This is a genomic window from Acidobacteriota bacterium (genome assembly GCA_030697165.1).
Lineage (GTDB): Bacteria > Acidobacteriota > Vicinamibacteria > Vicinamibacterales > UBA2999 > 12-FULL-67-14b.
On the sequence record JAUYQQ010000017.1, the window covers coordinates 42,657 to 64,220 of the forward strand.

10 protein-coding genes are annotated in these 21,564 nt (G+C 59.6%); all 10 read right to left on the bottom strand.

Features of this window, described 5'->3' with window-relative positions; all coding sequences use genetic code 11:
- Positions 1-9 precede the first annotated feature (9 nt).
- The gene (locus Q8T13_17160) at positions 10-2,106 is read right to left on the bottom strand and encodes a macro domain-containing protein (protein ID MDP3719493.1); all 2,097 of its coding nucleotides are present in this window, start codon (positions 2,104-2,106) and stop codon (positions 10-12) included.
- A gap of 105 nt (positions 2,107-2,211) precedes the next feature.
- Entirely contained in the window at positions 2,212-2,874 is a 663-nt protein-coding gene (gene radC, locus Q8T13_17165; protein ID MDP3719494.1) for a DNA repair protein RadC, read from the bottom strand.
- 4 nt (positions 2,875-2,878) lie between these two features.
- A complete protein-coding gene (locus tag Q8T13_17170; GenBank protein MDP3719495.1) occupies positions 2,879-5,800 on the bottom strand; it encodes a DEAD/DEAH box helicase family protein in 2,922 nt (973 codons plus the stop codon).
- On the bottom strand, positions 5,793-7,127 hold the full coding sequence (locus Q8T13_17175; protein MDP3719496.1) for a restriction endonuclease subunit S: 1,335 nt from the start codon (positions 7,125-7,127) through the stop codon (positions 5,793-5,795). The genes Q8T13_17170 and Q8T13_17175 overlap by 8 nt, the downstream gene beginning before the upstream one ends.
- A gap of 2 nt (positions 7,128-7,129) precedes the next feature.
- Positions 7,130-9,121, bottom strand: coding sequence for an N-6 DNA methylase (locus Q8T13_17180; protein MDP3719497.1), 1,992 nt, complete (start codon positions 9,119-9,121; stop codon positions 7,130-7,132).
- 81 nt (positions 9,122-9,202) lie between these two features.
- Entirely contained in the window at positions 9,203-11,611 is a 2,409-nt protein-coding gene (locus Q8T13_17185) for a DEAD/DEAH box helicase (GenBank protein ID MDP3719498.1), read from the bottom strand.
- A 333-nt stretch (positions 11,612-11,944) separates the two neighbouring features.
- A complete protein-coding gene (locus Q8T13_17190; GenBank protein ID MDP3719499.1) occupies positions 11,945-16,747 on the bottom strand; it encodes a tetratricopeptide repeat protein in 4,803 nt (1,600 codons plus the stop codon).
- Positions 16,748-16,764: 17 nt separating this feature from the next.
- On the bottom strand, positions 16,765-18,135 hold the full coding sequence (locus Q8T13_17195) for a hypothetical protein (GenBank protein MDP3719500.1): 1,371 nt from the start codon (positions 18,133-18,135) through the stop codon (positions 16,765-16,767).
- 425 nt (positions 18,136-18,560) lie between these two features.
- Positions 18,561-19,496, bottom strand: coding sequence for a hypothetical protein (locus Q8T13_17200; protein ID MDP3719501.1), 936 nt, complete (start codon positions 19,494-19,496; stop codon positions 18,561-18,563).
- Between the two features lie 900 nt (positions 19,497-20,396).
- Positions 20,397-21,539 carry a hypothetical protein gene (locus tag Q8T13_17205; protein MDP3719502.1) on the bottom strand — a complete coding sequence of 381 codons (1,143 nt, stop codon included), beginning with the start codon at positions 21,537-21,539 and terminating at the stop codon, positions 20,397-20,399.
- Positions 21,540-21,564: the final 25 nt, after the last annotated feature.

Below are 21,564 nucleotides of genomic sequence, written 5' to 3' on the forward strand. Positions count from 1 at the left end.
GCCATCTCGCTAGTCTTTCCAGATCACATCGCCGGCAGGAACCAGAATGGGATCGACTCGCAAGGGGTTCGAGAGCGGATACATGAGGTAGGTTTCACCGGGGCGAACGGGCTCGTCAGTGAACAGCGTTTCGTCCATGCCTTCGTCGTTCAACGCGCGCACGGTGCGGCGGCCCCAGCGGTCGATCTCAAGGGACTGGATCGTCACGACAAATGGGAGCAGGCGACCTTCCGGCCTGGCCAAGGCGACCAGGAGTTGCCGCGCGTGGTGCAGGAACCCCAAGGCATCGGCCTCTGACGCAACCGGGGCCCCAGGTTTGAAGTGCGAGAACGAGTTGCGAACGCCGGTGAGCGCGTCTTTCCCCTTAGGAAGGGATGTCTCGCCCAGGTCGCGCTGCAGCACGAGAGCTTGGGGCGCCTCCGTCGTTCTGAGGTCATCGATGACCTGCTCGCAGTAGATCAACAAAGGACCGAGACCAGACTTCACAAGATCGCCTGGTTTCGAGATGCTGCCGCGACTCCTTAGGTAGATCTCAGGTGCTTCGGAAAACGCCGCTCGGCAAATGAATCTAAGTAGTACATGGCAAAGGTACTCCAGCTGTCTCGCCACATCGTGAACCACGCTCGACGCTGCCGACAGGCCCTTGACGCGCACAAGCTGTTCGGAGCGGTCGATAATCTCACGCACCTGCTTCGGGCCATGGCACGCGGTGGCCGAAGGGAAGCCGACAGCTGAAAGGATCTCACGGACAAGTTCGGCGGAGTCAGCCGCGTCATCGGAGGACTGGCCGACAACCTGTTCATAGATAACGTGCAGCGTCGGAAGGTCGAACGTTCCACTCAGAAGGTCGGCCGGTTCGTCAATCCGAATGCAATGCTCGAGGAGCCGGAGCTCGAACTCGCCCTGGTAGCCCCTTTTTAGCAGGAGTCGGTCGATCCTCGACTTCAGTTCGTCGTGCTTGGCCAGCTGATCGAGTAGCAGTCGATGCAGCCTTCGGACATGCGATCCTTCCGGCACGGCAACGACTTCCTCAGCAGGTCGAGCCGCGACCACGGGCTCGGGCGGACGTTTGACGCTGGCGCCATCGCTAGGGCCTTGCAGGTCGAACAGCGGGCCGCGTGCGGGATGGATGAACTTCTTGTGCAGGCCTCCCATCTCGACTGCGAGCCGCGCGAGGCTGCTGGCCGTTGGCACGTCGTCGTCTGCCCTTCCTTGATCTGGCGGTAATGACCGCTCAAGGCACTGAAGGACGGAGAGAAGGGCTCCTGTCACTTCGGCGGTCCATCTGGGCTGGCGGCTGCCATGTGCGAGTCGGTTCCGGACCATACTCGCCCGCGACCAAAGCTCAGGTGGAAGATCGCCAGGATTCATCGTGACGTGCGCTTGGTCCAGCAGATGGGCAACCACCGATGGCCAATGGGAGGCGGTCCCGATCTCCAGCAGTGACTGCAGCGAGGTGACCAGCCAGGCCGGCAGACTCATGCCGCTTGTCAGCATCCGGTTGGCGGAGGAGCGAATCTGCGCAAACGAAGTGTCCAGGCTGACCAAGGGCCCGATGGCGTCGCACGCGATCGAGAAATTTGGAGCAGGAGCCGAGACGATGATCCGAGACAAGGCTGAAGGACCAGCAATTGAGTCCTGGATCGCGCGAGCCAGAAGTGAGGCAGAAACCTGCGGCGTAATTCGACCGGCACCAGACGCGACCAAGGGGAGACCTACTGCAGTGTGCCCATGCTGCTCCGATAGCTCGAACACTCGCGTGTAGAGCTCGCTCAGCTGGGGTTGCGTCAAACGACGGTTGCTATCAAAGTCGACGGTTACGGCGTGGAAGATCGCTTTGGCCTGTAGGCGACCAGCCACCGTGACCACCACATCGCCTAGCGCCCATTTGTCGCTTTGCGCCGCCACACTGGCGGCAATCTCGGACTCACCGGCGCCTTGCCAGAGAGCCAGCGAGACGCCGCCGCCATGACTGAGGTAATTGTCGTCAGAACTGACCAGAACATCGACAGGGATGCCGAGTTCCGACAAGGACCGGTTGGTGATCAGAATCTCGCTGTCGCCGACCTGAATTGAGTGCTCGGCGAGCTGGAGGCCTTCGCTCATCAGCTGAGTCTATGGCTGCCTGTATCAGGCGGCAACCACAGTCGTCAGCACACGGCGCCAGGGGGTGCAGGACTGTGAATCTTTCGGCCTCGGTCGGTGTGGGCTCTACAGCCGTCCGGCTTCAAGGAAACTGTAGTAACCAGTCTTGTCGAAAACAATGTGGTCGAGCAGCTCAATCCCGATGATGCCACCCGCTGCCTTGAGTTGAACCGTAATGGCTACATCGTTCGGCGATGGTTCAACGCCGCCGCTGGGATGATTGTGGGCAACGATCACGGCCGACGCCCGATCGGCTAGTGCATCTGCGAAGACCTCTCGAGGATGGACCGGGGTTCGGTCAATCAGGCCTATCGAGATGACTCGGATATTCAGAACCTCGTTTGCGCCGTTGAGGCTGGCGCACAGAAAGTGCTCCTGCTTCCGATCGGCGTAGTGTCGAATGTGGGGGAGAAGGTCAGCCGGGGCCACGATCTTGGCGCCCTCGGGCTTGATCCGGCGACGGGCGAACTCGATGGCCGCGAGAATGAGGGCGGCCTTCGCATCGCCAACTCCCTCGAACGACACCAGGTCGGTGGCCACTACCTGCAGACCCTTCTCGTCCATGAGCCGGGCCAGCTTCCCTGCAAGGGTCATGACGTCCATTCGGGCTGTGCCCTTTCCGAGCAGGACCGCCAGCAACTCCCTATCGCTCAAGGCCGCCGCGCCCTTCGCGAGCAGCTTCTCTCGCGGCCGGTCAGCCTCCGGAGTCTGCTGGATCGTCTTGCTCATGGACTCACGCCGGTGAGGATAGATGGGTTTGGATAACAGTGACGGCCATGATGTCGAAGATGCCGCCTGTGTCTGTGTATTTCGGATCGGCGAGCTCATCGTAGCGACCTCGTGCGTCGTAGGTCGTCTGGATGTCCCCGTTCACCTGGCCGCGATACGGCCCATCAAGATAGATGCGGTCGTCACGATGGGCCCGGACTGTCGTACGGATAGCTGGATCGGCGATCTTCTCCTCGGTTACTTGCTTAATATAGAGCGCCTCCTCGTCTGTGATGTCGTATTTGGCCCGGATTTGCGCGATCACGTCCTGAACGGACACTTTCGCTGGCACCGGGCCTGCGCCTCCTCTGCCCTTGCCTGGCTGGAGCTTCACCGGGCCGCCGCTGGTCATCACCCCCGCATACTGAACCGCGGCCTTGGTGACCACGGTTGCCCGAATCTGCTTCATCAGCTCGGACACGGTCCCAGCCTTGATCAGCTGCGGGCCGACCCATTCAGCGAAAGTGGCGAATTCGCGAATGTCCGCAGAGTAAGTGAAGAAGCACGTCAGGAAATGGTAGCTCTTCACGAAGCGGGCCAGCAGATACGCGAACGCCTTGCGGTGCTCCCAAGCGGTGAGCTTGGACTGAAACCTCGCCCGCAGGGCATTCACCTGAAACTGCACCTGCGCATCCGTCCCTGTCTTGAGCAGTGCCACCACATCAGCGGCGTCTTTCTGGGTGAAGAGGCCGACGGCGAGAATCTCCGCGAGGAGCTTTGAACAGGTCTCTTGATCCGGCTCATCTGGCTTGAACGGCGTGCCTTTCCGATACTTCGAGAAGGCCTTGAGGATTTGCTTGGCGTTGTTGGTGAAGTCCACGACCACGACATCTTTCTTGCCGTGGTGACAGCGATTCAACCGTGACACCGTCTGCACCGCGTTGCGGTCGAGCACCGGCTTGTCGAGAAACATGCCGGCAAGTAGAGGCTGGTCGAATCCTGTCTGAAACTTGTTCGCGACCACGATCAATCGGTAGTCGTCACCCTCGAAGCGATCTTCAATCAACTCCCCCGCCTGCAGCTCATTCACGGAGTATTCGCTGATGGCGGCGTTCGTCTCGGGATGGACGAAATCCGAAAAGGCATAGAGCACCTTGTAGTCGGCCCCGCGCTCTTTGAGCTTTTCTCTGATGATATTGAAGTATCGCAGCCCGGCTACGCGCGAAGAGGTGACGATCATCGCCTTGGCGCGTCCGCCGATGAGGGGCTTAACATCCTTCTCAAAGATGCGCAGCATGACCTCGGCCTTGTATTGGATCAGCCCGTCATCCTGAAACGCCACGTTCTGTAGCGCTTTTGAGACGACCCCCTTGGGGTAGAGCTTTTCCTCATCCGGCTTCGGAACGACCGAGCAATGCAGGTTGTAGAGCGTCTTGTAGGAGATGATGCTCGCCGCCACGTCCACGATGTAGCCCTCTTCGATCGCTTCCGCTTCGGTGTAGCTGTCGAAGGGCGTACCGAACATCGACACAGTGGCCGGTGCTGGTGTAGCGGTAAAGGCGACGAACAGCTGATTCAGATCATGCTCGCGAATGACCTTGGCGATCTGCTCTTCGAGATCCTCCTCGGGTGCCTCATTGTCCGGCTCGCCCTCTTTGCGGAACGGCAGGCGGATGGCAGCACCCATCTGGCCCTCCTGCGAGCGGTGGGCTTCATCAATCAGAAACGCCACCCGCAGTTTCTTCAACTCTGGGTTCTGTTGCAATGTCTCAAGGACGTAGGCGAGCTTCTGCTGCGTCGTAACGATGATAGATTTCCGCTCCTTAAGAAACCGCGGCAGGTCGTCGGCCTTTTTCGCAATTCCGACCACATCCTTGAGGTGGGTGAACTTGTCGATGTCCTCACGGATGTTTGTGTCGAGCGACTTACGGTCAGTGAGAATGAAAGTGATGTCCACCAGCTTCTCGTTAGTGCCGGGCTTGTAGAGACTGTGGAGCCGATCGGCCAGCCAGCAGATGGACAACGTCTTGCCGCTGCCGGCCGAATGGTCGGCCAGATACTTCTTCCCGATGTTTCCGGTGGTTACGAAGTGGGCTGTAATGTCTTCCGCCACGTGCCGCACCAGGCGGCTTTGGTGGTACCTGGGGAAGATTGTGGAAGCTGGACGCTCCGGCTTGTCACCTTCTGCCGCCCGCTCAGGAACGCGAACTAGAAAGAACGACAGCGCCTCCAGCAATTGATCCTGCGACAGCACCTCCCGATAGAGAAACTCCACGGGATACTCGTCGGCATTTGTCGGGGTGTTGGTGAGACCCATGTTGTGCCAACGGAAATTCTCTTCCCTGCGTGGGTCGGTCGCGGCCTTCGCGTCACTGGTGTCGGCGGCGAGGTAGAGGAAGGGGTGCTGGAAGATCTTGCGCGTATGATCGCGGGCTACGAATTGCGCTACGGCGTGCTCGACATTCTGATTGGCCTCGTGCTTCAATTCCAACACGACGATGGGCAGACCGTTGAGGTAGAGGACAAAATCAATCTCGTGATTCACGTCGCCGAAGTAGAAGTGCGGGCGGAAGGTGATGCGGTTCTCGGCATATTTGGCGACGGCAGCGCTCGCGGCGGACCGTGGCTTCGGATAGAAGAGGCGGAACTCCAGCCCGCGCACCTTGAGCCCCTGCCGGAACAGCATCCAGAGCGGCGTGTGCTCCAGTTCCTTGCGCAGCGACTTGAAGACTTCCTCCCGCGCATCCGTGCCGTAATCGTCCATCAGCTTTTTGAGCGTGTCGGCCTGGCTGGCCTTAAGGAAAGCCCAGAGCTGGTCCTCGGCAATGCAGTGGTCGGTGTCGGTGATGTCGGACTGCTCAAGCACTGCATACTTGTGCTCGCGGACAAGGTAACCAGCGATGTGCTTCTGAAAGGTCAGCTCCGGCGGTTCAATCATCTTAACCATGTGCTTTGACGCGAGTGATATCGGCCTCGGCGATTCGCCGCTGGCCGGTGACGCATTCGTGAATCAGCGACTTGCGGTAAGCGGTGAGGGTTGCGATTTGGCCTTCGATAGCTGCTTTCACATCGTTGCATTCCTTGGTGCGTCGCTCGATTTCCGCGCATACCTCTGTTTGCTCGTCCCGCGGCGGTATAACCACTCGCAAGCGCTTCAACTCTGACGAGTTGAATGTTTTATTAACTTTGTCCTTCGCGCCGGAGAAAAACCCTGCGTCCTTCAATATTCCCAAATAGCTGCGTAGGAAGAAAGGATCCATGTGCCGACCGCAGCGGATGCGAAGCAGGAACGAGACGTGGGCAACCTCGCCTTCCAAATCGAAATACGCCGTCTTGCCGACGTGATATTGACTGCCATTCCGCCAGTTAAAAAGCAGGTCACCTCGGCGCAGGTAGTCGGCTTTCGTCAGTTCAGCCGGGTCAATGTAGTACTCATGTTCGAGGTTGAGATTTCCGTCGATCGTCAGATTGCTGACGGTCAGAATGCGTACACCATCACCAGCAGACTGGCCCTTCTCAAGTTGTAGCGTGATGCCATAGTTGACCTCACAGGCAAAGCGTATCTGCTTCACGTCCCAATGCGCGGGAATGGCGCCAATGGATTCGATACCGGAGTCTTTGAGTGGGAGTCCAGGACGGAGGCCCTCTGACAAGACTTGATGTGCGGCGGATTTGCGGACCTGATCAAGTGTTCCGAGTTGTTTACGTTTGGCGGCCACCGCCGCGTCAATTGACGCGCAACTCGCATCCAGATACGCCGCGATCCGCTGTTGGTCGGTAGGCGGTGCATCAGGCCAAGGCATTGCTTCAAGTTTTTCGGCTGTAAGGTGGGCGATGGTTGTGCGACTCACGACCGCATCAATGAATCCAGCGTGTTTTACGTTGTAGAGCCAGTAGTAGAGGAAGCGGGTCGATGCTTTCTGACGCGGGCGCACCCGATTGACTGAATTTTGGAAATAACACGCATCAAGTCCTGCGGTCCAAGTTGCACAACGCCCGACATCGCCACCCTCATTGACAACCAAGTCGCCTGCACGCAGGAGCAGTTCCTTCTTTTCCCGTGCCGAGAACCACATCATTTTGATGTCAGAGACATCGACGCCCTCCCACTGGACGTTCGCAGACCGGAGATAGGGCTCTTCCGTTTCCAGTTCATTGTCTTGATCCGGCTGAAGCATCTTTCCGAGGACGACCTCAAAGTCGCGCTTCAGAATCCTCTCCTGCCAAGGCGTTGGAATGGTCTTTTTACCTTTCGTGGTGAGCGGTGCGGCCATGGTTAAGATTTCCGAATTTCGAGGCGCCCCAGCATCTTCTCCGCGTCCTTCTCCAGCCTCCAGAACTCCGCCAGCAGGTCCTTCACCGGCGTTGGCGGCTGGTAGCGGTAGAAGTATTTGGTTGGCAGGATTTCGTAGCCGAGTTGCGGGCTGTCGGCCCAGCGGATGATCGGCTTTGCAATTTCACGTTTCAGGAAGGCAGCGATGTCGTCGCCGTGCGGGATGAATTCGTCGTCGGCCACGTAGTGCCGGTGTGTCCACTCCACGGAAAGCGTTTCGTCCGCCTCAGCCAGCGCCTCCTTGAACTTCTTGGCGGCGTTGTCTTTTGCCTTGACGGTGAACTCGACGGTGTTCTCCTGGCCCTTCATCTTCACCCGCACGCGGAAGGTGAGGTCGCTCTCGTGGAAGTCCTGCTCCTTCTTCACGTTCGCGGCGGTGAAGGCCTTCTCGTAAGGTTCGGTGATGGTCGCGGGCTTGTCGTGCTCATCCGTCTGCCAGAAGACGACGCTGACCTTGTGGTAGGCGAAGTCTTCGCGCGGGAAGAGTTTGACCTGCTCATCGGCGTAGGCCTTGGCCCAGCCTTTGGTGTAACGCTCCTCGATCCACGCGCGGTGAGTGTCGGTGATGCGGTGGCGTTTATTGCCAAAGGATTTCGGTTCCTTTTCGAATTGCTGGCGGGCGTCGATGAGCATCACGCGCCCGCGATGGCTGGCGGGCTTGTCATTTCGCAGCAGCCAGATGTAAGTGAAGATGCCAGTGTTGTAGAAGAGCTGGTCGGGAAGCATGACGATGGCATCCAGCCAGTCGTTCTCCAGAATCCAGCGGCGGATTTCGCTCTCGCCCGAGCCGCAGTCGCCATTGGAGAGAGTCGACCCATTGAAGATGATGGCAATGCGGCTGCCACCTTCCTCGGGCGTGGCCATCTTGGCCAGCATGGTTTCCAGAAAGAGCAATGAGCCGTCGTTCCCTCGCGGCATCCCGGCCCGGTAGCGGGTCTTCTCCAGCTTCCGCGCTTCCTTTTCGTAGCCATCCTTGCCACCCCAGGTGACGCCGAAGGGCGGATTGCTCAGCATCCGATTGAAGCGCCATTTCCCCTCCGGCCACTGGTCGCCGGGCTCCTTGCTATTCTTCTCATGCGGGATGAGCGAGTTGCCGAGGTGGACGGTGGCCTGCCGGTCGTTCTTGATGAGCAGGTCGGCCTGACAGACGGCGTAGTTGGTGGGGGAAAGCTCCTGGCCGTGCACGGTTACATATTTCTCCACGCGTGCTTTCTCTTCCGGCGTGTCGGCTCGCTCCAGCAGGTGCTCCTTCGCCACAGACAACATGCCGCCCGTGCCGCTGGCGGGATCGTAGATGGAGAGGTGCTTGTCAGGGATAGGGATATCGAGCAACTCGACCATCAGGCGCACGACCTCGCGCGGCGTAAAGTGCTCCCCGGCCTCGTCGCCACTCTGTTCCGAGAAGCGCCGCAGCAGCTCCTCATAGATGTAGCCCATCTCGAGCCCGGAGAGCTGTTCGGGCCCCAGCGCGAGTTCCTTGTATTGGTTTAGGATCGGGGCCAGCCGGTTATGCTTCACCATCAGGCCGATGGTGGCGCGATAGTTGAAGTGTTCGATGATGTCGTCAACGTTCTTCGAGAAGCCGTTGATGTAGGCGCGGAAGTTCTCCTCCAACAACGCGTGGTCTTCCTCATAGACCGATCGAAGCGTCCAGTTGGTGGCGTTGGAGAATGGGCTTTGCTTGGGATTCAGCTCCAGTTCCTTGACCAGCTTGGCGAGTTCCTTCGCGGTGAGCTTGGGCCGGTTCTTCAGCACCTCGACCGCCTTCTTCTCTCGCCAATCGATCAGCACACACTCCAGGCGGCGAATGACGATGATCGGCAGAATGACGCTCTGGTACTCGTAGGACTTGAACTTCCCGCGCAGGCGCTCGGCGGATTTCCAGATATCGGAAGCAAGGTTGTCGAGCTTGGCTTTATTGAGTGAGAGTGCCATTAGGAAGTCCTGTCCAATCTCGAAAAGAAGATGCCCGCGTACGCTGCAAAGTTAGCCTAATCGGCATCGCGCGCCATAATGTCATGCCGCCGCAGCGTTTGTCTCCACCTTCGACTCGCCGGTCATGACGTTGTACTGGGTCAACAGGCTGTCGCCGTTGAGCGACGAAACCGCGTCTGCGGCCACGAGCCAACGGCTGCCCGGCCGCGGCGACACGAGTTCGTAAAGCAGGCCCTGAGGCGTATAGCGATAACCGGCAACCGTGACTTCGATCGGGCCATCCTGGCTGGCGTAGATCGCGCGCTGGCCCGATGCAATCACCGTTACCCAGTCGCTATTTGATTGCGGCAGCACGCTCGAGGCCGCCGGCGCTTCGGCGGTCAGCGTGCCCAGCATCCAGCCGAACGAGCGCAATTCGGCAAGAACGGCGTCACTCTCCTGCCGTTCCTCAGCAATCGAGACCGCCCGGTCAAGGACCCCAGAAAACCGCTCAGCCAAGATCTGCGTCAACCGGAGGCTACCGTTGGTCGCATCGTAGATGCAGATCCCTCCTGTGGCGTCGGGCAGCGCGGGGTTGGTGTTGGTGCGAAACACGCCAATCCCCAGATCGCGGCACTGGATGCCGCATTCCACGCAGAGGGCTTCCAGCACCCGTGCGGCCATGGCCTCCGACACCGCGAATCGATCGGGGAAGTACCAACAGACACCCGTCGTCTGAAAGAATCGGCCAATCGGTTTTTGGTAGTGCTCAGACCCAGGCCCGTAGACGTGCTCGGTCTTAGTGCTGCCGCGCTGCTCCACGAAGCCCACGACCCGCTCGCTGACCTGGAGTTCGACTTCGGCGACAAAGCCGGTGTCGGACTTCTGAAGATTCAAGATCCCGCCCTGGAAGCGCGGAAAGACGACGGTCTGGGTCTGAGGGCGCGTCGTCCAGTGACGGCAGCGCATCACCTTGATCTCGCCCGTTCGATAGACGAAGCCAATCACCCGGTACGGGCGCGCCATGTAGTAGTGGACAGCACCCGGATATGCCTCCCTCAGCGCCTGGGACATGGAGAGCGTTCCCAGCGGATTGCCACGGACATCTGTAACCCTGAAATCCTGCTCGGTTGCCGAGCGCAACGGGAACTCGCGATGAGCGCCGCCCTGCCCTCGCTGCTTGAGCGGGTACAGGTCACTGGCAACGACGTCGGTGGGATTCAGCTCGTTCTCGACCAACTGCACGAATGAAGGCGGCAGCGACGCGAAAGACGGCTCCGTAGAAGGCGCCTTCCCGCTGGCCGACATCTCGGCTGCCGCACAGAGAGCATTCGCGTATTGAATGTAGCGATTGTCGAGATACAGCCAGCTCGGCTCGACCGTGCGAGCCAGATAGTCCGTGAGGCTTCCCATCGTCCCTTCATCGTCCAGAACGATGCACACCGCCGCACGGCGCCGGCCGGCTCGTCCCAGTCGCTGGCGGAACGACTTGACCGACGGGGGGGTGTTCAACAGGACCACCGTGTCGATCTCGCCGATGTCGATACCCATCTCGAGGGCGCTGGTGGAAACAAGCCCCGCCAGGGCGCCGTCGGAAAGGGAACGCTGGATCTGCCGTCGGTCCACCGCCTCGTAGCCGGCGCGGTAGGGAAGAATCCTTCCTAACGCCTCGGGCGTGTCCGCGTCAGCTTCTTCTACCTCTCCACCCGCATCGTCTTCCGGCTGCGTGTTTCGCGCTCGAAGCGTGGCCGCGACGACACGTTCGACCATCTTCCGCGAGTCGCCGAATGCCAGGAAGCGGCTTCCATCAAGACGTGAGAGTCCAACCAGGAGCTCGACCATGCACTCAAAGGACTTCTTGTGCGGTGCGCGCACGCGGACGATGGTCTTCTCCGGGCTCGAGCTGCCGTCTTGGTCAGGACCGAGGACCGACACCTGCCGACCTGTCAACTGTTCGAGAAACCCGGCGGGGTTGCCAATGGTGGCGGTGCTGGCGATCAGTTGGAATGGCGCGGTCACCGCGGCGAAACGCCGAAGGAAGTAGGCCATATTCGTCCCAAACACGCCGTCGTAGACATGCGCTTCATCGAGGATCAGCAGACGGACGCTTCGCAGGAACGGGCGGATCGCTCGGTCGTTCGCGTGGTTCATCAACCATGCGTGCGTGACGTCTGGCGTCAGCAGTACCACACGAGACGAGGCCAGAATCTGGGCACGCTGCGCCACGGGGACGCTGCCATCGATGAAGCCAAGGCCAATTCCAAATGGGTCGAGGACACGATGCCATTTTTCGAGCTGATCCTGAATCAGCGCCTTAGCCGGATAGAGTGCGACGACCTTCGCGAAGGGGTTCTTGAGCAACAGGTCGAGGCTGGCTGCCATGAACACCAGACTCTTGCCAGACGCCGTCGCCGTCGCCAGGCAGATGTCCTTCCTGCCGGCAACGGCTTGTAGAGCCTGAGCCTGGTGTGAGTACAGGCCAATCGGGAAAGCCGCCTTCAGCGAGGCCACAACGCGAGAATCCAAAGCGTCGGGAATCGGCGCGTAGGAGGCAGTCCTACCCGGAAGCGTAGCGCTCTCCATTACCTCAAACCCCGCCTCGTGCAAAAGCGGTTGGATAGGCGAAATACCTGCAGTTGTCGTGGCCATATGGTCTCCTGGCAAATCTTGAACCCAGGGTATGGACGCACGCCGCCGCCTCTCCTGACACTTCGGGCGCCGCCTGGCGACGGCTAAGCTCTCGGCCGGGGACTTCAGAACTTGCAGTCCTGCCAGGGATTGGTCCTTCGTCGCGACCGTTAAGTCACCGCTTCGTGAGTTCCTGATTAGCAGGCAGCATTCTTTTCAGGAAGGCGGCCCGGCCGAGAGTTCCGTGAACATCCAGTCCGGCACAACCCATCCACCGCTTCTTGCGCGGACGAGGCGATCCGAGAACGACAGCCCTTCGGGATCCACGATGAGGCCGTGCCGCCCCAGCCAGCCAAGAACCAAGTCGCCCTCTGAATCTCCGCGCGTCGCCAACGAATGCCACCAGTCCACCAATCTGCTCGCTGAGTCGCCCAAGCTTTCTACGACCTCATCCGCGCGCAGCCAATCTATTTCATGTTGAAAGCCCTGGGCCAAGCAAAGAGCCAGATTGATGCGATTAAACGGCTCGCTTGCCTTGAGACCACCCTCGAGATAGTGGGCCACAGGCTGGAGGTTCAGTTCCCGTTGTTGAATCTCACCGCGTCGCAACATGTAGGCGATGTTATTGCCGGCGTCCGTTGAACCTTGCTCAAAAGCCCGAAGAAAAGCATCTATCGCCACGTTCGTCTGACCACGCTCGAACAGTTGAACACCCAAGCTACTGAGTTTCTGAGGGTTGTTACCACTGGCCCGCCGCAGCCACTCCTTTCCCTCCGACTCGTTCGCTGCCACTCCGTCGCCCTCAATCAATCGCGTTCCGAGGTCTACCATCGCATCATGGTCGCCGCGCCGCGCACTTTTGCGCAGCCAAAATTCGCCCACCCCAGGCTCAGAAGTCAGGGGGCGTGCGGCCAATAACCTGGTTCCGAGATCGACCATCGCTCGAGTGTCTCCAGATCGACAGGCCCGCAATAGGAACCCTTTACCAGCGTCAACATCTTGAGCCATCTCGAGGCCATCAATCAGTAGAGCACCGAGTAACCGCATCGCAGGACCATACCCGGCTTCAGCCGCGCGTCTCAACATGGCTTCTCCGGTCGCCGTATCCTTGCTGATCTCTTTGCCCGCTATTAGCAGTTTCCCCAACAAGGTCGAAGCGCCGAGATTGCCGGCTTCGGCCGCCGATCTGAGCACGTGGAGGCCAGCATCACGATCGCGCGGCACACCATCTCCAGTGATCAATCGGCGCCCTAGTTCATTCTTCGCATTCCGGTCGCCGCGCTCTGCCAAGAGACTCAGCAGCCTCAGACCTTCGTCGCTGGCTTTGGCAACACCGTCCCCGTCAAGCAGGCGCCTCGCCAAATCTCGCATCGCCGCCGGTATTCCGCGCGCTACAGCGCGTTCGAGCTGCTCCCTTGCGCGGATCTTGTCTGAGGCTATTCCTCGGCCGTCGAAAAGGCGATCGGCCAACTCAACTATCGCCCTGGAATCGCCACGACTGGCCAAGTCGAGCAAGAGTGCATGTCCTTCCATTCTGAACTCGGACGATTCGCCGTCAAGCAGGCGTTCGGCCAACAGAATGCGTGCCTCCGAATCCCCAAGATCCGCGGCCACTCGTAGCCAGTCGATCGCTTCATTTGCTCTGGCCTCCGGAATCTCGCCAAAGTCGATGAGCTTGGCCAGAGCGATCATCGGCTCAACAAACCCCTGGTTCGCGCCCGTCCGAAGCAATACCTCGCCTTCGCCGGGATTGTCGGCTACCCCATTCCCAGCCACGAGTCTCTCACCAAGTTCCCGAAGTCTATGTTGGTTGAAGGCTGCTGCTTCGCTTCGGAGCATCGCTTCTCCTTCGGAGCTAGTCTCCTCGTGGTTCAGCAGATGAATAATCAGAATTCTCCTCGCCGAGTCGCCACCCAAGCGCGCGGCCTCGCGAAGATGTTGTGTGCCGATATCGCGATCTTCTTCAGACGGCTGATGTGAAAGCCATTCCCCTAGTACCGTCATGGCGACAACGTCGCCGTCGGCGATCAACTCTTCGAGTAGTCGGATTCCTTCGGAGCGATTCTTCGCCAGCCCGTTCCCTTCTAAGAATCTTCTGCCCAAATCGCGTTTGGCGCGCTGATGTCCATGATCCGAGGCTTTTCTAAGGATCTCGATCGCCTGGGATTCATTCGGGGCCAAATGGCCGCCAGGCAAGCAATGATGGGCAAAAATGACGGACGCCAAGCCGCTTCCTTCATCAATTGCGCGGCGGAGCCAACTCTCGCCAGCGGCGCCGTCCGCGGCGATACCCTGCCCGGTGATCAGCCTCGATCCCAGAATGCACATCGCTCGAACGTCGCCTGCTTCGGCCGTATCCACCAGTATCCGGCGCCCTTCTGACTCATCCAACTCGACACCATTGCCATCAAGGAGTCGCTCTGCGAGTTGACACGCCGCAAGCCCGTTACCTCGCTTCGCCGCACCGCGAAGCAGGCTGACCGCCCGATCGGAGTCGCGAGATGCGATGGGTCCATCAAACAAGACACTCGCTAGAATGACCGTGAATGATTCATCCTTCGCAGCACTGTCGCAAAGCAAGCTGAGGCCAGCCGGTCTGTCTGGCAATAGACGATCTCCAAACAACAGGCGAGTTCCCAGAAGGGACATCGCTCTTGCGTCGCCAGTCGCAGCAGCACGTCTAAGCCATCGCTCTCCGTTAACGGTGTCTGCTGGAAGGCCTTGGCCGCCCAATAATCGGTCGGCCAGAATGAGGGTTGCCGAGACGTCACCGGCTTCCGCCGATCTCGAAAGGTAACGGATGCCCGCCTCGGGGTCAGCAGAAACGGAACGGCCGTCAATATATCGCGCACCCAGCTCTCGAAGGGCTCGAGGCTCGTTGAGGTCGGCTGCCAACTTTAGGAAGGCGAGGCCGACCTCCACTCCATTCTGTTTCTTGAGAGCACCCAGGCCGATGTCGCGTAGGGGCTTGGCCGCCTCGCGCGACTTCAGGGCGTTCGCGATCGTCTGGGTTACGTGCGATGGCATCGGGGCTTCGCCCATCACCCGAGGTGCTGTAACGAATGCGGCGATTGTGTCTGAGCTGACAGCCGAGTCATTCCCGAGCCATTTGGCAATCGAGGCTAGTGCATTATCCAAGTCGCGGGGGCTGAGGTGGGGGGATCGAACGTGTTGAGCAAAGATGGATTGCGCCAGCTTCACGCGGCCGGAGCTTAGCCCCTCCACCTGAGGGCCAACCCTCCGTAGTAGCTCGACGGTTTCAGCCCGCGTCAACCTTGTGCCGGACTGCTGGATCAGATAACCCTGAATCTCGTCAACAGAGAGAGGACTGCAGGGTTCAAACACGGCCAACAGAACCAAGGACAAATGGAGTAAGCCACCAGAATCTGATCGCGTCCACTCACTTATTTGCCGCTCAAGCAGGTTATCGGCCAATCCACTGAGTGAAACCGAGTCAAAGGAGCCGTTGGCTCGCTCAACCTCCCGCCCAATAGCCGCGAGTACGTATGCCCATCCATTGCTGCGTTTGTGAGCCTCGTCATTGAACTGCTTCCCACGCCCTTGAGGCGAGTCTTTGACGCGCGTCAGAAGCGGAGTTTCATCGCGCGTCAGGTTATCAAGGCTCAGTACTTCCACATTTGACCGATTCAGCTTCAGCCACAAATCCAAGCCCAGGTTGGGCCGAGTCGTGGCGATTACAACTGAACCTTTGGGAACTGGCTCTGGGAGGAATCCAAGCTGAGCACCGTCGCGGGTAATCTCGTCGAGTGCGTCGAGGATCATCAAGGAAGCCCCACGCTCTTCGACCAGCCGCTCAAGAGCCCACCGGAGTGCCCTATTGTGTAGACCGGTTGGATCCGGTACTCCCAAGTCGCGCCGCGGGGCTCGTGAGCGATCGGTGCTGGGGTGTCGATCTTCGAACATTCTATCAAGAGCCTCATCATTGCTGCTGCCGTACGGCTGGGGGTCAATCAGGACAGGAGAGGCATATGAGAGCGACGCCAATGATTCCGGCACCGCTCGAATCAATTGGCTATTCGCCTGAGCAACGAGCAGCGTTACGATTTCATCGACTCTGGCGGATTGCTTCCCGAAGTGCAGTAGCACTCCTGGCAACCATGGCGCGTCTCTCCGAACCTTAGGCCCATCTGAGCCGAGGAGCCGCCCTTCAGCGGCGAATCTGTCCGCCAACTTCGCCATCAAGGCCGACTTTCCCTGCCCTTCTGGCCCCGTTAGCACTAGGTACCCTCCGGTCTCGCGGAGCTTGGCCACACGCTCTGAGCACATTTGTAGCCAATACTCTCGTCCTCCAAAACGGTCCACATGATTTCGCTGCACTTCTGCGATCGTTCGAAGAGTCTGTAGCGGCGCGTCGTCCAATCGCAGCGGACGCGAAATGAGACCCGCGAGTACGTCGCGAAGCACCAAATGCCACTTCAGGAGGGGGCCAAGGAACAGAGTAATCGCCAGGTCGATATCCTTTCGGTCTGGCAGGCCACCGGGATCATGGCCATCGTTCCGGCAGTCTTGGGCAATCCTATAGTTTCGGCGAACCGGATCTACTATCCCGTCTGGATCAGGGGCATTGGCTTCCCCTTTAGTGAGAAGGTCCAGCCGAAGGTACGCCTCGAAGAGGTTAAACCGGGCATTTTTTCGCTGCCGTCTCGCCTCTTCTGATCGCTCTTGAAGCTCCTCATAGACCGGAGAGTCGACAACCCACAGGATGGCCTTTAGCCAATGCTCGGCGTTATGTTGAACCCACCGACCAGCCGACTTCCATGCTTCATCTGTCTTGCCAGACTCCTCAAACTGTGCCACCTCAAACAGAGCAGCTGGCACGTCACCGATCTTGGTAAATTCTGGGCGACCGAGACACGCGGCCACGATTCGATCACCGATGACCAGGGCCTCGTCCAATCGCTGCGAACTCACTACACCGTACTCAGCGCTTGAACGAAATACTGCTGGGGCACGGTGTGACAGAAATGACGACAGAGTTATGAACTGGTTCGATGCCATGGGAAGGGTGCGTTTCCTCAGTAGGGGTAACAGAGGGCGACGTGAGTTGCTAAGTCTTTTCCAATCGCTCCGAGGCGAAGGTGCTGCATTAGGCCAGGCTCCAACGCCGAGATTCGATTTATCGACGCTGTAGCACCGGAGGTTGAGTTCGCCGCAATCGCCTCATCCAGTTCCACGAGAACCAGATTTACCGCAGCGGAGTGCCTGCGGCGACGATCTGGATCAGCTGCTGCGTGTGTGAGCGCGGCACGAATAGTCGAACTCAACGCTTCATCCGCTTCAACTCTGTCCGAACGCAACACACAGCGCGCTGCGGCCCACTTGACGTGCTGCGGTGCACTGTGTCCCTGGGCCATCAACGACAACCTCTGTAATCCGATCTCACGTCCGACTGTGCGCAGCAAACACCAAGCTCGAGCATGCGACAGTTCCACGTAGGCGCTGCCATCGAGGCCCAGACCTCCCACAGCCTCAACAGCCGAGCGCAACACTTCCGCTCGATAGAAAGACTCGCAGTCGCCCAAGGCACCGCTCAAACGAAACCATTCTGCCAGTGGGAACGACACCTCATCGTAGAGCAGGCTGTCGAAATAGGCGCAAGCCAACTCCTCCTGACGTGCCAGGGCATCGGCTGCGCGCCCGGTGACCGCCCAAAGACGCGCGATCGCTCCCTCGACCCGCAACTGCATCACTTGGCCATCCCGGACGTTGGCGGCCCGGACCAGACCCACGAGCGGCTCGACCTCGGACCATGTCGGTTGGCCGACATCGGCCACCTGCTGAACCAGGTGAGACACGATATGGGTGCGTAGCGGGGCGGGCCTGGTAAGCAGCCAGTCAACTGAGGGAACTGGAATGGAACCAGAATTCAGCTCATGACGTTCGGCTACGCCTCGAGCGAACCCAAGCTTGAATTTCTGATCCTCGGTTAGATGCTGCCAGCTATCTAACGCTCGGGCCGCTGCAGCGGCAACTGGTGACCAGTCGACAAGTTCTCCGCGTCCGACGAGCGAGAACCTAAAGAACCACTCGGCAAGCTGTTGTCGTCTCGGTGCGGTTGTGCCCTCGGCCAAGAGTAATTCGACTAGACGCTCGCCGAAGACAACCTCAAGAGTGTGCGAAGCACTGCTGGCACCAATGATCTCTAAACGCCCAGCCGACAGCCGTCGCGCTTCCTCCTCTTGAGGGGCAGCGACAATCAAAGTTGTGACCCTCGGGAGAATCCCGACGATCGAGTTGATCTTTAGGGCCAATCCATCAACTGCGTGCAGGCTTCCGTCGTCGGCTATGGCTGCACTTGCTGCCAAATGTCCGGGCAGAGGAACGTTGAAGACGCGTGAGGCGAGCACGAGAAGGAACGCAAGTCCAAAAGAGGAGCCTCGAACCACATGGCATGCGGGGGCGATGCCCGGGCCCTTGAACGAAGTCCCAAGCCCAATGATTCTCGGTGTATGCGCTTGGGCTGAACTCACAGAGGCCCATAGGAGGGGCACCGATCGCGGGAGAGCAAGGGCGGCCGTTCGCCAAGAATCCCGGCAGGTGTCCCCTAACTCAGCATGTGAGACCTCGCCCTGAGGACTAGGTCGGCCATCAATAATCCACGCGAATCCACAATTCGCATCGACGGTAACGCCGACGGAGACCCCCACTGTAGGCAGTGGAGGCAAGTCGAAACCTGTTGCTCTGGCGGCGAGCGCGTAGGCTCGCTCCTCGCCAGGAAGTGGCCAGCACCATGGCCCGAGCCCCAAGCTTGTTTGAAGTCGGCGAAGGCCCGCTTCGTCCGTCGTTCCTCGTTCGAGTTCCGGGAGCATGCTCAGCCAGCGGAAAGCGGAGTGGCCCACCACGACGCGATAGCAAGGAGTGCTGCCCGCCGCAGCCGTTCGTCGTCGTCCTGCATATGCGGTGGGACCGACAGCCGCACCAAGTCACCTTCTCGATCGAGTTCTAGCATCGCAGCTCGCAGCGGGGTCCCGTGCTCGGACTCATCTAGGAGGACCAAAACGCACTCCAAGTCGTCCCGGCGATAACGGAGATCTAGCCACTGCCGATGCCAATCAGTCACATGCTCATTCACCTCGAGCTCGAACGACTCAAGTTCCGACTGCAGCGCGTCACCCTCAGCGAGTGCCATCTCTTGAATACTGTGAGTCTCATGAGGGGTGAGGCTGCGGGCCCAACGTCTGGGCGCGGCCAATTTCTCGTCGACCACTCCTCCGAAAAACGCCTGCACGGAGGCACGAGCGTCCTCTGAACCCGGAGGAATGGCAAGACGGGCTAGCATTCCGGCGGCGACGACACGACTCCAGGTATTGTGGCTGGCAACCTTGGCCGTGATCTGATCTAGCAACCACGAATCCGTGATTCCTTTAGCCCACTGCAGAACAGGGGGGTCAAGAACCGCGAGTGGAACCAACGGGATTGGCTTCACAATGGCGGCTAACTCTAGACCTTCATCGGCAGAAGCCAGCGCCACGTATCCAGACGACGTACGGATCAGTAACCCGGGCACCTTGGTCACATCGACGTAGACGGTGCCGGCGTCTTCCTCTGGGGTGTAGGCATTCACGCCTGGTGTGAGTATGCCCCGCAGAGCATGAAGACCAAGTGGCCGATCGCTTAGACTAGACACCCTAAGAACCTGCGAAGGCGATTGGGTGATGCTCAATTCCACGCCTTCAAGCAGCGAGTGAACAATCGGCGCAAACGGAACACCGACGAATCGGGCGGCAAGCATTGCAGCAAAGCTCACACCTAGAACGGTCCCCCGCCCAAGGGCCTCACTGGTCTCTGGAGGTGGAAACGCCAGTACAACTGCCTCTCCCAGGTCGTATCCCTCTAGGCCCAGTCGCGCTAGTTCGTCGCGTGCAGCTTCTAATGACAACATAACCACCTACGTTCCTCAGAGCTTCTTCCGGCGTCCACTACTAGGACGCTCGACGCTGCAGCCGGCTGACACACCAACGGAAGACGCGAATTCGGTCAGGACTCGTTTCGCCCGCGACTTCTAGCCTCTCGATGTAGTCCATGAGTCGGCGCCTCGTCCTCGAATGACGCTGATGGACGGCCGATTGAGCCTGGCCGTCATGTCGACCGGTAGCCTCGAGCACGACTGCAGTAAAATCGGTCTCTCCGCTAGCCAGAGCCCGCATGTGCCCGACCGCCAGAAGGAGCTCGTAACTTGCTGAGGTTCTAAGGCCTGATGCCACTGTTGGCACTATGCGCTCGTAGAACTCAGCCTCCGCCGACCTCCGAAGTTCAACCTCTTGGAGGGCCGAGGCCTCTTCCTCTGGTGAGGGATGTTGCGCTTTGTGAACTGAATCCAGGAGGTCCTGGTCAAGCGGCGCAAGGCGCTTCCGCCTTCGCAACTCATCGAGCAGGGCATTACGAACACACTCCCTCAGAAATCCTCTAACCCTCACGTCAGAATCACAGGCTAGTGCCGCTGCCCCCCGGTTGCCACCTGTCATAAGACGACAAAACGTATCGGCAACAGCATCGTCGAGAAGATCACGAGGGAAGCCGAGACCAAGTGCCAGTTTCGCCAGTTCCGGAAGCAAGACTTCGCCAGCCTGTTGCCGAGCAGAATCCACACTCGGATCGCCGATCAACACGCCGAGTGAGCGAAGCGCAGCCAGTAGTGTCATCGTCACTACCTCGCGCACCATTCCCAAGCTTGCTCGCATGCCCACCGGCGCCGAGGCCTCTCATAAGACAGGGCCGCTGGCCCATCTGAGCCAGGCAACTGACACAGAGCGTAGGCATCGCCGCTGGCGGCGAGGTGGCTGCGCGGAGGAGTGCCGCTTCGAACGGCCAAGGCGAGGTGGGTCTCTACGTCTGTCTCGGTGTCCTTGAGCGGTACCGCGCCACGACGCAAAGCCCGCCGCCCGCGATTCGCAGCGAAGTCGGCAACCACAAAACGCATCCCGATGTGCCGATCGAAGGGCGTTACCGCTCTCGCAACGATGCGCACCGAGTGCCGCCATTTCGCGCGTAAGGCCGAGAGCTCGCGGTCGACGTGCTGGGTGAGTTGCTTTGCGGGCCGGCGAAACAGGGGGTCAATGAGCCGCCGTTCAGAGACGTCAAGCGAGAGTTCGTGCGCGCCACCGCGACGCGCCAACGTGGCGGCAGCGCGGTCCACCAACACCTCTAGGAGGCGAAAGTACCGCCGATCCCCAAGAACAGATTCTGGTTCAGAGCGAGCATCGCCACGAACGGTCTCCGACGAAAACAACAGTAGCGCTGCTGTCGCATCACCCGTCGACGCCGCCCGAATCGCCAGCGCATTCGCGAACTGCTTCACCGCAGCCCTTGCTCTTTGGGAATGCGCGCGAATCGCCTCCAGTTCGGCGGGGTATGCTTCCCGCAGAAGACCCTCGAAGTCCGCAAGCTCGTTTAACTTAATCTGCCCGGCCTCACCATCGGAAGCCAAGCGCGTCCGAATCGCCAGGTAGCGGTCCCCAAATCGATCGGCGAATCCATCGTTGACCCGGCGCACGGCCTCAGCCAGCCATCGAATGTCGGCGTCTGGGTGAGAGGCCGAGAGTTGGCGCTCACCAAGTACAAACGCGACCCACGAGGCGTTATTGATTAAGCTTGCGTGCCACGGCCATGGGAACCCGGGCACAGCGCTCTCGAGCGACTGCCTGACCTCCGCGATCGAGAGTCCCGGGATATCGTCGCGGACAAGCAGGCCGCAAACGACAACGTCGTCTTCAACCTCGGTGAAACTTCCAGACTCGTCGACGTAGAGCGTCCATGGGGTGACCGGCTGTTTTCGCGCCACTTCAATCACCGTCCGCCGACGACAGCAAGATGTC